At 40.1% G+C, this 15,864-nt stretch carries 11 protein-coding genes; 8 read left to right on the top strand and 3 right to left on the bottom strand.

Going from position 1 to position 15,864, the window contains the following annotated elements; genetic code table 11:
- Positions 1-47 precede the first annotated feature (47 nt).
- The 4 genes from BV375_RS19265 (at position 48) to BV375_RS19250 (ending at position 5,851) form a co-directional block, all read left to right on the top strand.
- Positions 48-1,379 (top strand): ATP-binding protein, encoded by a 1,332-nt coding sequence (locus tag BV375_RS19265; protein WP_086763241.1) that lies wholly within the window; start codon positions 48-50, stop codon positions 1,377-1,379.
- 29 nt (positions 1,380-1,408) lie between these two features.
- The gene (phoU, locus tag BV375_RS19260; RefSeq protein WP_086763239.1) at positions 1,409-2,077 is read left to right on the top strand and encodes a phosphate signaling complex protein PhoU; all 669 of its coding nucleotides are present in this window, start codon (positions 1,409-1,411) and stop codon (positions 2,075-2,077) included.
- Positions 2,078-3,350: 1,273 nt separating this feature from the next.
- Positions 3,351-3,959 (top strand): Crp/Fnr family transcriptional regulator, encoded by a 609-nt coding sequence (locus BV375_RS19255; RefSeq protein WP_086763237.1) that lies wholly within the window; start codon positions 3,351-3,353, stop codon positions 3,957-3,959.
- 146 nt (positions 3,960-4,105) lie between these two features.
- The gene (locus tag BV375_RS19250) at positions 4,106-5,851 is read left to right on the top strand and encodes an iron uptake porin (protein WP_086763235.1); all 1,746 of its coding nucleotides are present in this window, start codon (positions 4,106-4,108) and stop codon (positions 5,849-5,851) included.
- 107 nt (positions 5,852-5,958) lie between these two features.
- Here the strand turns inward: BV375_RS19250 and BV375_RS19245 are convergent, their stop codons facing one another.
- Positions 5,959-6,219, bottom strand: coding sequence for a hypothetical protein (locus tag BV375_RS19245; RefSeq protein WP_086763233.1), 261 nt, complete (start codon positions 6,217-6,219; stop codon positions 5,959-5,961).
- Positions 6,220-6,474: 255 nt separating this feature from the next.
- On the opposite strand from BV375_RS19245, the gene BV375_RS19240 reads away from it, so the two are divergent.
- The gene (locus BV375_RS19240; protein ID WP_086763231.1) at positions 6,475-7,080 is read left to right on the top strand and encodes a DUF3318 domain-containing protein; all 606 of its coding nucleotides are present in this window, start codon (positions 6,475-6,477) and stop codon (positions 7,078-7,080) included.
- A 27-nt stretch (positions 7,081-7,107) separates the two neighbouring features.
- On the opposite strand, the gene BV375_RS19235 is transcribed toward BV375_RS19240, so the two are convergent.
- On the bottom strand, positions 7,108-8,382 hold the full coding sequence (locus tag BV375_RS19235) for a glycosyltransferase (RefSeq protein WP_086763229.1): 1,275 nt from the start codon (positions 8,380-8,382) through the stop codon (positions 7,108-7,110).
- Positions 8,383-9,007: 625 nt separating this feature from the next.
- Between BV375_RS19235 and cofH the strand changes: the two genes are divergently transcribed.
- The 3 genes from cofH to BV375_RS19220 all read left to right on the top strand — a co-directional run bounded on the left by cofH (position 9,008) and on the right by BV375_RS19220 (position 12,622).
- Positions 9,008-10,147, top strand: coding sequence for a 7,8-didemethyl-8-hydroxy-5-deazariboflavin synthase subunit CofH (gene cofH, locus BV375_RS19230; RefSeq protein ID WP_086763227.1), 1,140 nt, complete (start codon positions 9,008-9,010; stop codon positions 10,145-10,147).
- Between the two features lie 111 nt (positions 10,148-10,258).
- Positions 10,259-10,654 (top strand): photosystem II protein Psb27, encoded by a 396-nt coding sequence (gene psb27, locus BV375_RS19225; protein WP_086763225.1) that lies wholly within the window; start codon positions 10,259-10,261, stop codon positions 10,652-10,654.
- 468 nt (positions 10,655-11,122) lie between these two features.
- A complete protein-coding gene (locus BV375_RS19220) occupies positions 11,123-12,622 on the top strand; it encodes a family 10 glycosylhydrolase (RefSeq protein ID WP_086763223.1) in 1,500 nt (499 codons plus the stop codon).
- Between the two features lie 248 nt (positions 12,623-12,870).
- On the opposite strand, the gene polA is transcribed toward BV375_RS19220, so the two are convergent.
- The gene (gene polA / locus BV375_RS19215; protein WP_086763221.1) at positions 12,871-15,798 is read right to left on the bottom strand and encodes a DNA polymerase I; all 2,928 of its coding nucleotides are present in this window, start codon (positions 15,796-15,798) and stop codon (positions 12,871-12,873) included.
- Between the last annotated feature and the right edge of the window lie 66 nt (positions 15,799-15,864).

Here is a 15,864-nt window from a genome sequence, read left to right as displayed (position 1 = left end):
AGGATAGTTGTTAGTTTTTACTTGTTATCAAAAAACTAATGACTTAAATGCTCTTATTGGGATTTTGTTTGGGTTTAGCAGTAGGCGTTGGGTTTTGGATTTGGCAACAGGTTCAACTAGACCGCTACTTGGAGCGAGTACTCAAACCTTTAAATTCTCACTCTTCCAAGGTAATACTGCCGCTGATTCCTCATTTACGGCAGGAAATAGCATTGGTGAAGCAGCAACGGCAGGATTTACAACAGTCGCTGGAAACCTACCAACAACTGCTAGATGTTGCACCATTGGGATATTTGCAGGTGGATGAAGAAAATCAACTGTTGTGGTGTAACCAGCAAGCTCGGGAGATATTGTATCTGGAGAGATGGCAACCAGGACAAGTGCGGTTGTTACTGGAATTAGTGCGTTCTTATGAACTTGACCGTTTAATTGAGCAAACTCGCGATTGCCAACAACCACGAGTGAAAGAGTGGGTGTTTCACCCTTCTTGTGAGAATGCAACAGCAATGTTAGAAACAAAATCTCTAGCTATACGAGCATCTAGCTTTCCCTTACATAACGGGCAAGTAGGAGTATTTTTAGAAAATCGCCAACCCCTGCTAGATATGAATCAAGTCAGAGATCGTTCTTTTTCGGATTTAGCACATGAACTTAGAACACCACTGACTTCGATTCGTTTGGTTGTAGAAACTTTACAAAACCGTTTAGAACCACCTTTAAATCGTTGGGTTAACCGCCTCATGCAAGAAGTTGATCGCTTGATTAATTTGGTACAAGGTTGGTTGGACCTTACTCAAATGGAAACAGACCCAAGCATTCAACTGCATCCTGAAGCAATGGAAGTGCGATCGCTAATTGCATCTGTTTGGGAAACTTTAGAACCATTGGCACAAAGGCAGCATCTCAATCTTAACTATTCTGGACCAGAATCTTTCTGGATTAAAGCAGATCGCTCCCGGATGTACCAAGTTTTTCTCAACTTGCTAGACAACAGTATTAAATACAGTCCTCCTTGTACAACTATTCAAGTCCAAGCCAAAATCTTATCGGTAAAAGATACCCATAAAAGCAATCCTACTTCTGCTTTGCTGGAAATTAATATCGTTGATTCCGGAGTTGGATTTTCAGAAACAGATTTACCCCATGTTTTTGAGCGTTTTTACAGAGGAGATAAAGCACGAACGCGAGATTCACTACAAGAGAGTAATTCCACAACTACAATTGTAGGTAGTGGTTTAGGTTTGGCAATAGTTAAGCAAATTGTTCTCGCCCACGGTGGTTTAATCAAAGCCATGAATCACCCCGAAACTGGTGGAGCATGGATACAAGTGCAACTTCCGGAAGTGATGGCAAATACTTCAAGCCAAGACTATAGTTAAAAAATATCTTCACGTTTGAGAATACAAGTGTGAAAGCTGTCTTTTATAGTCCCAATCCCGATGGACCCCAGTTGGCGCGCGCTATTAGGCGCTTAGAGCGTGATGTATTACGCATGGGAGCTTTGGTAGAACAATCGTTTCGTCTTAGCCACCAAGCTTTATTTTCCCGCAATCTAACAGCAGCTGAGGAGCTTCCTCAATTAGATAAAAAAATTGATCGCTTTTATAGACAAATCGAGTCAGACTGTACGGCAATCATGACACTGCAAGTAACTACGCCACAAGATTTACGTTGCTTGAGTGCTTTTATGCAGCTAGTGCGAGATTTAGAGCGGATTGGGGATTACGCTGAAGATCTTGCTGAAATTGCCATTAAAATTTTTCCTTACCCGCCTCATACGTCTTTACCAGAGATTGCAGTTATGTCCCATCACGCTCAAGCTATGTTAGCTACTAGCTTAGTAGCTTTAGCTGATTTGGATGAAGCTGGCGGGCGAAGTGTTAAGCGATTAGATGATGTTGTTGATAATGCGTATGAACGCCTCTATCAGACTTTAGCTTTTCAAAAGGATGTTCCTGGCGTAGTAGAACCAATTGTTCTGTTAGCTTTGGCAATTCGCTGCCTAGAACGCATGGCAGATCACGCTACTAACATTGGTCAACGAGTAGCATATATTGTTACTGGTCAACGTTCCTGATTAAAACTGCTAAACCCTAAAACAAGGAATTGGGAATTGGTTAATAGCCAATCCTTAGGTATGCTTTGCTTGCCTATTAGTCACAACAGCACATACTAAAACATCAGTATTTCTTTTTTAACTCAATATTTCACAGAGCTTGCTTAAAGCATCATAATCGCTGAAAGCATTGATAACTGAGAGTTTCAATTACTATAACTTTTTACGATACTGGCACAATAACGACTATAAAAGCAAAATATCAAATGAAAAATTAGTGAAGTCGCATACATTTCACTAAAAGCTTACCTATTCTTAAACTTTCAAATTTAAAGTTAAGCCAAAATAACACAGTGATAGTTCTTGCGCAGCAAACTGATAAGTATCACTTTTTGGATATCTTTATGTTTAGGGAAAAAGTTCAAGGAGATCAATATTGAGTTGATAAAATTTTGTATAAAAAAGTACATCTGATTTAAAGAATCAAAGCAAGATCACAAGCTAGTAAATGTGGATTAGTAAAAGACAAACAAGAACCAGGGGTTCCACTTAAAAAATATTTAGTCTTATTTATATTAAGTAGGGTGGTGTTAAAAATTGTCGTTATGACAAGGCAGAAGAAAAGAGGTTTTTAGGCAACTTTACTGTTCGTTACATACTTTAGTTTATTTGCACCGTTCTACTTATCTGAGATTTATTTAAGTAGATAAATGTATGGAATATAACAGATTTGTATTCTAAAAAGTTTAATAATTTTGTCAAAAGTAATACTTAGTTTTAGCTAAAAATGCCAGTAAATCCTTTTAACTTTGCTAAATTACGCTAAACAAAAAAATTTTCTTCACCCAACATAGTTAAGTATGAAGATTTTAGTTAACTTTTAATTAAATCAACCTAGTCAACGCAAAAATAAGCTACTAATTCAATTCTAAACAAAACTAAATAATTTAAATTGACTCATATGTGCGGGCTACTATTAGCTAATGTCTATATTCAGAATCAGATATTCCAATGACTTTAATCTTTTATGCAAATGATTTATAGATTTATAATTAAAAATGAAATCATACTTAGTCTTAGATTTTTAAATTCCTATAAATAATTAACCAAAAACAGCGATCATTTATTTTATTGTTGAATATTTTTATTGAGCAGGATTCCTATAACTTTCCATACTAAAAACTTCCGAATTAATTTCACCAAACATTGTAATCTATTAATCAAGTGTCAAAGTAAATTTGATTATTGATTAGATTATTCAGACATTTCTACTCCATCAAAATCTATAATCTGAATGTATTCCCCAAGCCCTATCGCAGAATCTTCTACTAAATTAAATAATTTCATAGTAAATGGACAGTTACCTCAAAGGATATTTACTCGTAGAGAGGTAATTCCACTCCGGAGTGAAGTACTTTGGCGAATTGAGCGGGGGGCCGTTCGTACCTTAACTTGGAGTGAAGATGGAACATTTATTACTCTTGGTTATTGGGGACCTGGCGATATCATTGGCTATCCCTTATCTAAAATCAAACCCTATCAAATTGAATCTTTAACAAGCGTGGAAGTGAGTGTTATACCGCCTCAGCTTTGGCATCAAGATATCGACGCTTTATTGTCCCACATTCAACAAGCTGAGGAATTGCTAAGTATAGTACATCGTAAACCAATTTCACTACGCTTGTGGCATTTTTTAGTATGGTTAAGTGAAAAATTTGGTCGGGAAGTAGAAGATGGCATACTGCTTGACTTAAATGTGACTCATCAAGAAATAGCAGAAGTTTTAAATACGACAAGAGTAACCATAACAAGACTTTTACAGCAATTTGAAGAAGAAGGGCAAATTTTGCGTAATAAACGACGGATGATTCTTCGCTTACCTAATAAATTCATTGCAAAATAGGGTAATATAATCTTGGTTTGCTTGTAAGAATTACCAATTAAGTTTGGTAATATCATTGTGACTTAATAAGTAGATTTCCCAATTTCAAAATTTTTGGGAAGTTTGCATTAAAGTGAATTAGCTAGGTGTGAGTGAGAAAAAGAACAATGACAAAAGTATTCTGGGATCTTATAAAGATCGGTCCACTTGTTGTTGCTACTACATTTTTGGCTGCGAATAGTAGCTTGGCTGCTGAAGCTAACGAACAGGTAACCCCTGTTACTCAGTTGTCGCAAGACTCTAGCGGCATGGATCAGGTTACATCCGTTTCACAATTTTCGGATGTACAGCCCACAGACTGGGCATTTCAGGCTTTACAATCCTTGGTTGAGCGCTATGGCTGTATTGCAGGTTATCCCAACGGTACTTATCGTGGTAACCGTGCGTTAACGCGTTATGAATTCGCTGCTGGTTTGAATGCTTGTTTGGATAGAGTTAACGAGTTAATTGCGACAGCTACCAGTGACTTGGTAACGAAACAAGACCTAGCTACCTTACAGCGTTTACAAGAAGAATTTGCGGCTGAATTAGCTACTTTGCGCGGTCGTGTGGATGCTTTAGAAGCCCGTACTGCGGAACTAGAAGCCAATCAGTTCTCTACTACTACTAAGTTGGTTGGTGAAGCGATTTTTAGCGCATCTGATTCCTTTGGCGGCGATCAAGCCATTGGCTCCCGGACGCTGATCAACGATCCAACAGGAAGGGTTACAGGAAGAAATTTAGACAGTAACATAACCTTTAATGACCGAGTTCGTCTGAACTTGCTCAGCAGCTTCACTGGTAAAGATCAATTGCAAGTCCGTTTGCAAGCAGGGAATGTTTTCAATAACGGTAACGCTATTTATGGTGCTGCTTCCACCGGTACCAACATGACCCGTCTAGCATATGACGGATTTGATACTAATCCCAATAGCGTTGCCATAGATAAAATCAACTATGCCTTTAACTTGAGCGATGCTTTACGCGTTAAGGTTGATGCTAACAATGGTGAGTTTTGGGAAAACACCAACAGCTTCAACCCTGTTTTTGCTAGCAGCGCTAGGGGGGCTATTTCCCGTTATGGTCGGTTCAGCCCAATTTACAGACAAGGACAAGGTGGTGCGGGTGCGACTGTAACCTTTAATCCTAGTGGAGCTTTAAGTGCGTCTGTAGGTTATTTAGCTGGTGGTCGGAATAATACAGCTAGTAATCCAGCTGAGAGCGCAGGTTTAACAGACGGTAACTACGCAGCCTTGGCTCAGATAGCTTTCCAACCCAGCAAGACACTTAATTTGGGATTGACCTACGTCCGATCGTTTCAAAATAATCTTGGTGGTGTAAACCTGTTTGAAGCTACAGGTAGTAACTTGGCAAGTACACCCTTTGGTAATGTTCCTACTTCCGCTAACCACTACGGTTTTGAAGCTGTCTTCAAACCTAGTTCTCAGTTAACTTTTTCTGGTTGGGTAGGTTATAGTAACGCCGAAGCGGCGAACAGTACGGCTGTTACATCAACTGTTGCTAACCCTGCTGGTGGAGCACCTTTGACTAGCTACACTGTCAACCCTGGTAATAATGCAGACCTTTTCTATTGGGGTGTTACCGCTGCTCTCCAAGACTTTGGCAGAAAGGGAAATGTACTTGGTTTTATATTTGGTCAACCACCTAAAGTGACAAGTAGTGACGTTAGGGCGGCTAACGGCGTAGAGCAAAAAGATGCAGGGACTTCTTATCACCTAGAGGGTCAGTACAGAATGCAGCTAAGTGATAATATTTCTGTCACCCCAGCTTTGTTGGTGATCTTCAATCCCGAGCATAACGACAGAAATGACACGATTTACGTAGGTACTCTCCGTACCACCTTTACTTTCTAAAGTTGGTTGTAGGTTAGTAGTCATGCAATTAGCTCTACTAACCTTTGAGTAACTAAAACTTAACCCGCCAAGAGGCGGGTTTTTTATGTGGTTAATAATACCTATAGCTATGTGGGCTTAACATCACGTTGATTAGACAGATCTATTGGTGGGCGATCGCTACTCCAAGCCCACCATGCACAACCACAGTGACAATTGTAGAACTCCTGCCATTTGCGGCGATGGTCTTCTGTCATCACAGGCGATCGCCGATTCATCCAAACTTCTATGGCTTCTCGGCTACTTGAATTGCAGTTAGGACAGCAAAACTGATAAGCATGAATTGCCTTATTTGTCCATTCAGGCGGTGTGGGAGCAAAAGCGTCCATGTAATTAAAATTTAAATTCTTAAATGGTTATTCAAAACGTCAAAGTTTTGAACTTCTATGCAATCGGGTACCATATAATCCCGCTACACTATACACTACTCAATTAGCTTGTTGATGCTTTGGTCTGTGCCTTTGACAAATAATAATTTGCCGAGGTAACTTTTGTAAAAAGTTATTACAAATCAAAGGTTAGCACGAAAAGTTAATTCTTTGCAGAATTAGGTACGATGCATATAATGGCTAATCATTAAATTTATGGAGCCAAACGTTGAAATTCGCCGTTTGCTAGATGTTATGCCTGCTTCGGGGCGTATGATGACAAAAATCGTCAGCAAACCCGAACAGGCAAAGGTAATTGACAGTTTCTTTCCACTTCCTTGGAATCAAGAGCGACCAATATATATTAATTTCGATTTATGGTTTCGTTTGACAAAACCACAACGAGATTTACTGCTGTTGCAAACGGTTAGCTGGTTGACGGGGGTGAGGTGGTTCAAACCCGACGTTTATCAAGGTGTAGTACTGATAGGGTTGTTGGGTGGAGTCATAGAATCAACACAGTCAGATGTGGTGGGTATAGCGATCGCAGTAGGATTAAGCGCGCTCGCCAGCTTTCGGATCTGGCGTACTAATAAATCTCCAGAATTAGAATTAAATGCTGATGCAGCCGCAATTCGCATTGCACAACGCCGGGGTTACTCAGAAGCTGAAGCCGCCGAGCATTTGTTATCAGCAATTGAAGAAATAGCCAAGATTGAGGGACGTTCTGGTTTAAATTTTACCGAGTTGATTCGTTGCCAAAACTTACGGGCGATCGCTGGTTTGTCACCAGTGGGTTTACCGGAAAGTTATACAAAGTAGCAAGAAACCATAAATTCTGATAGTTGACTATTTAACATCAGTTACCCGCCAGCTAAGTTTCAAGTTCACCCAGAAATTCCAGATAGTAGCAATTGCGATCGCGATTATGTTGGCGATGTAGCGGTTGGGAATAAGAAAATTAAATACGAGATTCAAAATCAGCACATTTAATATCAATCCGGCTAAGCAAATTAAATTGAATTTGAAAAAGCGCTTCAAACGTTGACGCCATTCTTGCTGCTTCATGGAGACATCAGCAAAAGTCCAAGCGTCATTCCACAAAAAATTGTTGAAAATTGCAATTTCACCGGCAATGATTTTGCTGCGAGTCAAAGGTAAAGCTAGAGTTGTAGGGTCGCTGAGCAAGTAAAGTATTGTCATATCTACAAATACCCCACTGAGTCCCACCAATCCAAAGCGGAGAAATCGACCAATAGGGAAACCAATGTTTTGACTCAATTGTTCTAACTTTCCTGTAGCTTGGCTAACCCGTTCTAAACGTCCTGTGGAAAGGCGCAACCGTAGTAAGTGGCGTAAATAATCGACATATTGCTTCCATGTCACTTTGCTTTCGCCTTCTTTGCGTTCGCAGAACACATAGCCTACTTCAGCAATTTCACGAACTCTTCCTCGCCCAATGACTTCTAGGAGAATTTTGTATCCTACTGGATTGAGTGTTGCTGCTGCGATCGCATTTCGACGCACCATAAAATAACCACTCATGGGATCAGAAACTCTTCCCAGTACTCCTGGTAAGATAATCAATCCCAAAACCTGAGCGCCACGAGACAATAACCGTCTGATAATACTCCAACTACTAACACCGCCGCCTTCTACATGACGACTACCTACTGCCAAATCCGCACCCTGTTCAATCTCAGCCAACAATTGTGTCAACACTTCTGGTGGATGCTGTAGATCTCCATCAATCACACCTAAAATACTTCCTCTTGCTACTTGCCATCCACGAATCACCGCCGAAGATAGCCCCCGTTCCTGTTGGCGTCGCATTACCTGCAATTGTGGGTATTTCTCTGTCAGGGATTGTGCTACTTCCCAAGTTCGATCTGGACTATCATCATCTACCACAATCAGTTCATACTGTCCTGGAATAGACTCATCCAACAACTGGCTCAATACCTTAACCACATTCTTGATATTGTCATGCTCTTTGTAAGTTGGAATTACTAGAGAAAGAAGCATAGCTTCTCCATTAGTATCTGCAATTTTAGGAGGCAATTCCGATATTTGTAATTTACCAGTTGGGACTGATAATAGTGAATTGGTTTGGCTGTGAGTCATTCAGCAGAATCCAAATAGTAAAAGAGTATATTAATGAACAATTATCTTGCTAATTAACTGGATTTTAATATAACCTACACTACTTTTTATGCTATTTATTGATGTTGATTAACATTTTATATAAACTTGTCTCAGCCTAAAAATATAATTTTACACTTTAGGTTGATGGACATTGGCTATACTGCTAAACAGGTGCGATAAGAGTGCAGATTAATTCACAGCGGCTTTATGTTATGTTACTTATTAATCGTAGCATTTGAGTATTATACAATATTTTCTGGATTAATAATACTTTTATAGATTGTTTATCTGGTTGGATCTGAATATTTTCAATTAACTTGAAATATAAAAGTTTAATTAATAACCTACAACCATAAAATTTTATCTTTATTACTTAAAACAAAAAAAGATTCCAAAATAATATATTTAAAAATAAAAATAGCAATTTTATTTTACAAAAAATTTCTATTCAAATTATTTGGTTTGATATTTTTTGGTATTCTCATTTATAGAAAATTTTGAGGAAGTCACACCCGGAATAGATACTATAGATATTCCTTTCACCTGTGACACGCATCAGCTAATTTATTGCCAAAATGAGAAATGTGGTTTTGTTTGATGAACTGTGGTTATTAAAACTGTTGACGCTATTCTCGACCGTGCCCTAATGGGATATGATATATCTCCTGCAGAGGGAGTGGTATTGTTAAAACAAACAGACCTAGAGGCGATCGCTGCCATTCAAAGCACAGCTGATAAACTCCGCCGCATTCAAGCCAGTGATACAGTCACCTACGTAGTTAACCGCAATATTAACTTTACTAATATTTGTGAGCAGCACTGTAGTTTTTGTGCTTTCCGGCGTGATGATGGTGATGATGGTGCTTACTGGTTAGATTGGGCACAAATTTTGGAGAAAGCTACAGATGGAGTGCTACGGGGCGCAACGGAAATCTGTATGCAAGGGGGATTAAACCCACAAGCTAAGGTCAACGGTAAATCTTTGCCTTATTATCTCAAGTTGGTGGAAACCATCAAACAGGAATTTCCCCAGCTACATTTGCACGCTTTTTCTCCTCAGGAAGTGCAATTTATCGCCAGAGCTGATGGACTGAATTATGCTGATGTGATTGCGGCTTTGGGGGATGCTGGTGTAGGTTCAATGCCAGGAACAGCAGCTGAGGTGTTGGATGATCAGGTACGGCGGGTACTGTGTCCGGAGAAGATTGACACAGCTACTTGGCTAGAAATTGTTAGTACAGCACATCAATTAGGCTTATACACCACTAGCACTATGCTCTCAGGGCATATCGAAAGTCCAGAACAACAAATAAGACATTTAGAAAAATTGCGATCGCTCCAACAAACTGCCATTAACCGCGGCTATTCAGCAAGAATTACTGAGTTTATTTTATTACCTTTTGTTGGACAAGAAGCACCTAAAGCTTTACGTCGTCGAGTGGGGCGCGATCAACCAATTTTAACTGATAGCCTAATACTGACTGCTGTGGCGCGGATTTACTTAGGAAATTGGATTCCCAATCATCAGCCGAGTTGGGTAAAGCTGGGGCTGACTGGTGCTAAAGAGGCTTTAGTTTGGGGTTGCAACGATATTGGTGGCACATTGATGGAGGAACACATTACCACAATGGCAGGAGCCTTGGGCGGTACATCAATGGAAGTAGAAACCTTACAAAAGGCGATCATTTCTTTAGGAAGACCTTATCAACAAAGGGACACTCTGTATCAAAAAGTAATGAATTGAGAATAACGAGTTAACAAACCATAACTCAGCACTTAGCACTTTGAATGATCCCCAAGATACCAATCCAAGATACTATGGACGTTGATTTATGCGTTGTTTCACTAAATGCTTATGAAGCGCTATTGGTCGCGTCTGCTTGCCCTGGTTTTAGTTGTAGCCATCAGCTTAATGGGCTGTTCTAGTCCTGATAGTTTGACAGGGGATTATCGTCAAGACACCTTAGCGGTAGTCCAGATTTTAAGAAATGTCCTAGAGATATCAGAAGATTCACCAAATAAAGCAGCAGTTCAAGCAGAAGCGCGTCAAAAAATAAATGACTTTTCAGCTCGCTACCAGCGAGCTAACTCTGTGTCTGGTTTGAGCTCCTTTACTACCATGCGAACAGCTTTAAACTCCCTAGCAGGACACTACAGTTCTTACCCCAATCGTCCTGTGCCACAAAAACTCAAAGATCGCTTAGAAAAGGAGTTTAATCAGGTAGAGACGGCGCTGAGGCGGGGTGCTTAACTTTCTACAAAACAGAGTCAAGAGTCCCAACTTGATTGAGGCTCTTGGCTAGTTTGTTAAGTTTGGTTTCATTAAGTAAACAACTTTTAAATTTTGACTTTTGATTTACATATATACCGGGTATTATCATTGGCGACAAAGCAAATAACCAGAAATTGGGAAATTACCTGAGTATCTCCTAGAACTTAACTAAATAAAAAATTGCGGCAACAGAAATAGGGGTTTGAGAGTCTTTCAAAAATAGGCTTCAAAACCCCTATTTTTTAAACATAGAATTTTATCCACATCACCTCAGCTAATATATTTTGAGGTTGATGATCAGACCTCTTGTACAAGTACTTTTGGTAAGAGATAGAGATAAAGATTATGGGGGATAAGGAAAATTCCATTCTTTGACCCTTGACTTTATCTTTATGCTTTACCTAACTTCTACAAGAAGTCTAGTATTGTGCTCTGCTACCTTGAAGTATGTCTAACCGTCCCTTGAAAGTTACAAAATCAAAGTTATTTGTCCGACGCCTTCTTGCAGCTATTTTCAGTAGTAGCCTTTTAATTCCCAATTTTGGGAGCCAACCAGTACAGGCGCAAGTCAAGGAATATTGCCAGTTATCATCAACAGCAGTCAAAGAAAAAGATAACTTACGTGTTTCAGCACTCAGAGGCAATCCAGATGCCCAAAAGCGCTACCAGCAGATATTAAAACAACATGCACAGGAAATAAAGGAGTGCCGTAACCGTAACTGGCCGCAAAATCAAGCAATTTGGTTACGCTTGTATCCTTGTGACATTAATCCTGGTTTACTCGACCAAATTATGGATCGAATAGTTAACCTTGGCTATAACCAAGTTAATTTGGAAGTTTTTTATGATGGGCGGGTACTTTTACCAGCAGCAGCTAACCCGACAATTTGGCCTTCTGTGATCCGTACTCCTGGTGCAGAAAAGGTAGATCTACTCGCAAATGCGATTAAAAAAGGGCGACAACGGGGTTTGAAAGTTTACGCCTGGATGTACACTATCAATTTTGGCTATAGCTATGCAGAGCGTCGAGACAGAGAAGGAGCGATCGCGCGTAATGGCAAAGGTCAAACTAGCTTATATGTTGTAGATAACGGCACTCATGTATTTATCGACCCATACAACTCACAGGCGAAACGCGACTACTATCAAATGGTGCAGGAAGTACTGCGCCGTCGCCCAGATGGGTTGTTGTTTGACTATGTGCGCTATCCGCGTCAAGCAGGAAGTGATTCTATAGCTACCAAAGTTACAGACTTATGGCTATTTAGTTCAGCAACTCAAGAAGCTTTATTTCGACGAGCACAAAATAACAAAGGGCTAGACTTGATTCGGCGCTTTTTAAGTAAGGGATATGTAACCGCAGCAGATATTGCTGAAGTCGATCAACTTTATCCTCAAGAAGGAGAAGCCTTATGGCAAGGTCGAACTTTGTCAGCAGCGCAAAAATCTCTTCTCAATCCCATCGACAGACAACCGCTTTTGCAATGGGATTTATGGCAGCTCGCTGTTGCCCATGCCATGCAAGGTATCCTGGATTTTGTCGCCTTAGCAAGTTATCCAGCACAGCAACAAGGTATTCCTGCTGGAGCAGTGTTTTTCCCTGAAGGTAACCAAACTTTGGGACAAGGATATGATTCGCGCTTACAGCCTTGGGATCGGTTTCCTAGCTCCTTGCAATGGCATCCTATGGCTTATGCCACTTGCGGTGATGCCAGTTGTATTGTGGCACAAATACAACGAGTCTTGAGTATGGCTAAACCAGGTACGCAAGTGATTCCAGCCTTAGCAGGTAAATGGGGAGCTTCGATTAGCAATCGTCCATCTCTAGAAGCACAAATGCAGGCGCTTCGACAATTTGCCCCCCAAATCAAAGGAGTGAGCCATTTTGCCTATTCTTGGCAATACCCTGAAAATGATGGCGATCGCAAGTTTTGCCGCAATCAGTAATTGCTCAGAGAATTCCGGAGTTGATAGATAGGGGAGATTTTCTGCGTTTATAGAGAAAAATTGAGTGGTTAAAAACTTATTCTTTAGTTGAAGATGAGTACTAAGTTAACAAATTTAGGCTACAAACCACATCCAGTCTCCAACATTCCAGAGTCGAATTTAACTGCATAACAAATTTTTAAAGCTGCAAGCAATTCTTGAGCTAACTTAAATGTTATCTTCAAATTTGTATAAATATCTCAATTTATCTATTTCGTCTCCATCCAATTCTCTCCAGCACGTACATCGACTACTAAAGGCACAGTCAATTTCACGGCATTTTCCATTACTGACTTAATTTGTGGTTGTAATTCTTCCCATTCTGAGGGCGGAACTTCAAACACTAATTCATCGTGAACTTGTAATAACAACCGCGCCTGATATTTACTTAAAACCTCATGCAGTCTTACCATTGCAATTTTGATAATATCAGCACTAGAACCTTGAATTGGTGCATTAGCTGCGGAGCGCAGTAAACCGGCATCGTAAGGCCCTAAATTTTTTAATTTACTAAGGTTAATAGCTTCTGGATCGCTGCCTTTTAATTGACGTAAACTATTGCTGGTAAACTCAACATAACGACGACGACCGAGAATTGTTTCTACATAACCTTGGGCGATCGCTTCTTTTTTCACACGTTCCAAATATGCAAATACTTTTGCATAGCGCTCGTTAAAGCGCTTAATAAATTCGTTAGCAATGGCTTTATCTACGCCAGTTGAACGAGAAAACTTCAGAGACCCCATGCCATAAATCACACCAAAGTTAATGGTTTTTGCCAATCTACGTTCGTCTGATGTGACATCTTCTTTCTCAAATACTAACCTTGCTGTCACAGTGTGAATATCTTCATTTTGCTGATATGCTTGCACCAAAACTGGCTCTTGACTTAAATGAGCCAATATGCGTAACTCAATTTGCGAGTAATCAGCAGCCACCATTAACCAGCCTGGTTCTGGTAAAAATGCTTTACGAATTTGGCGGCTAAAAGCTGTCCGAATCGGAATATTTTGTAAATTCGGATTAGAAGAAGATAACCTGCCAGTCGATGTCGCTGCTTGGTTAAAATCTGTATGTACTCTGTGAGTATCGGGACGTACTAATGCTGGTAATGCATCTACATAAGTAGACTTTAATTTAGAAAGAGTACGGTACTCAATGATGGCATCAACAAAACCGGTTTGATCAATTTCTTGGAGTTTCTCTAACGTCGCTGCATCTGTAGAGTAACCAGTTTGTATTTTTCGCGAATACTTAGTACTTAAACCTAATTTTTCAAACAATATATAGCTCAGTTGTTTGGGAGAACCTAAGTTGAATTTTTCTCCTGCTATCTCAGTAGCTTGTTCTTCCAACTTGGTCAAATCTGTTTCTAATTGCTGTGAAAGTTCTTTGAGATAAGCTGAATTAATCCGAACACCTGTGTATTCCATTTCCGCTAAAACTTCCTCTAGCGGCTGTTCTACTTCCAACATTAGTTGATATAAAGCTGGAATTTTCTGTAGTTCCTCACGCAACTTTGGCACTAATCCAAATGTAGAATAGACATCCATACCGCAATAATCTGCGACACTAGCAATATCTAAGTCAGCAATAGTTTTGCCTTTAGGAACTAAATCTACATAACTTTTAGCAGTTAAACCCAGATATTTTTGAGCTAAATCACTCAAATTATGGCTACTATCTGGATTTAGCAGGTAACTAGCTAGCATGGTATCAAATACCACTCCTGCCAATTTTACTCCTTGACACCTAAGAACTAGACGGTCAAACTTAGCATTTTGCAAAGCTTTGGGATAATCAGCACTTTCGAGAATTGGACGTAGTGCTGCTAGCACTAGATCTTGCTCTAGATTCTCTCCAGTTTTGTGACCAACAGGAATATAGGCTATTTCATCTGGTTTTGTACCCCAGCAGCAACCAATACCCACTAAAGCAGCGTCGCGTGGTTCTAAATCTGTGGTTTCGGTATCCCAAGTGACGGGTATCTCTGGGTTGGTAAATGTTTGCAACAGGTTCACCAATTCGGTGAGCTTTGCTTCGGTATTAATGATCTGTGGTTGAATTGCTGAAGCAGGCTGCTTTGTAGCTGCTACTGCTGTATCCGCAGCACTAAAGAACCACAACTCACCATCATCGCTGTCAGTACTGAGTTGTGCTGCTGTTGTTGGTGCTGAAAGTTCTGCCACTTGTCCACCAAATTTTTGCTGAATTTGGTTGATTTGACTTAAGAAACGATTTAATTCTAATTTCTCTAAAATTGGTACGAGAACGTTTTGATCAAATCCTGTTAATTTACAATTTTCTAAATTTACTTCTAGCGGAACATCTAAAACTATTTTTGCCAAGTAACGTGACTTTTCAGCATCTTCTTTACCTACTGCGAGTTTTTTCTGAGTTGCTCCTTTAATTTCATCTAATTGGGCATAGATATTGTCTAAGGAACCGTATGTATGAAGTAGCTGTACTGCTGTTTTTTCCCCAATTCCCTTCACACCAGGAATATTATCTGATTTGTCACCACAAAGAGCTTTAAAATCAACAATTTGTGTAGGTAAGACACCCAACTTTTCTTGAACTTGTTCTGGTCCAAATTCCGTGATGCCATTTGTGGAGCGCTTCCAGGCATCTGGACTAAAATTGAGAACAGTGATTTGCTTTTCGAGGTCAATGAGTTGAAATAAATCGCGATCGCCTGTGAGAATTTTCACTTTATATCCAGCCGCAGTGGCTAGCTGTGCTAAAGTTCCCAAAACATCATCTGCCTCATAACCTGGAGCCGTAAAAATGGGCAGATTGAAGCCTGCAAGCAACTCATGGAGATTTTTCAAATCAGGTACAAAATCTTCTGGTGTGCCTGGGCGATCGGCTTTATAGGTATCGTCGGCTTCATGACGGAAGGTTGGCAAGCCCAAATCAAAGGCTATAGCCATTGCTTGTGGCTGTTGTGTTGCCATGACTTCTAACAGAGACTTGATGAAGCCAAAACAGACACTAGTAGGAATCCCCGTTTTTGTACGTAGCCCACCATCTCGTCCTTTAGCAAAAGCAAAGTAGGAGCGAAATGCTAGCGAGTGCCCATCTACGAGGATGAATGTAGGGCGTGTTGCCGTTGTAGAAAAAGAAGTTTGGGACATAGCCTTATTTTAGCCAGAAGCTTACATCTCGGAACTAGGTAACAGCGACGCAGCTTCAGCACCATA

The organism is Nostoc sp. 106C (assembly GCF_002154725.1).
Lineage (GTDB): Bacteria > Cyanobacteriota > Cyanobacteriia > Cyanobacteriales > Nostocaceae > Aulosira.
Note: the sequence above shows the minus strand (reverse complement) of the source record. Positions and strands in the feature narration are given on the sequence as shown.

Bases quoted from the DNA above. Each gene is read 5' to 3' on its own strand.
- BV375_RS19240 (WP_086763231.1), top strand. From the start codon at position 6,475: ATGGAGCCAAACGTTGAAATTCGCCGTTTGCTAGATGTTATGCCTGCT.
- BV375_RS19255 (WP_086763237.1), top strand. From the start codon at position 3,351: ATGTATTCCCCAAGCCCTATCGCAGAATCTTCTACTAAATTAAATAAT.
- psb27 (WP_086763225.1), top strand. From the start codon at position 10,259: ATGAAGCGCTATTGGTCGCGTCTGCTTGCCCTGGTTTTAGTTGTAGCC.
- BV375_RS19250 (WP_086763235.1), top strand. From the start codon at position 4,106: ATGACAAAAGTATTCTGGGATCTTATAAAGATCGGTCCACTTGTTGTT.
- BV375_RS19220 (WP_086763223.1), top strand. From the start codon at position 11,123: ATGTCTAACCGTCCCTTGAAAGTTACAAAATCAAAGTTATTTGTCCGA.
- BV375_RS19235 (WP_086763229.1), bottom strand. From the start codon at position 8,382: ATGACTCACAGCCAAACCAATTCACTATTATCAGTCCCAACTGGTAAA.
- polA (WP_086763221.1), bottom strand. From the start codon at position 15,798: ATGTCCCAAACTTCTTTTTCTACAACGGCAACACGCCCTACATTCATC.
- BV375_RS19245 (WP_086763233.1), bottom strand. From the start codon at position 6,219: ATGGACGCTTTTGCTCCCACACCGCCTGAATGGACAAATAAGGCAATT.
- BV375_RS19265 (WP_086763241.1), top strand. From the start codon at position 48: ATGCTCTTATTGGGATTTTGTTTGGGTTTAGCAGTAGGCGTTGGGTTT.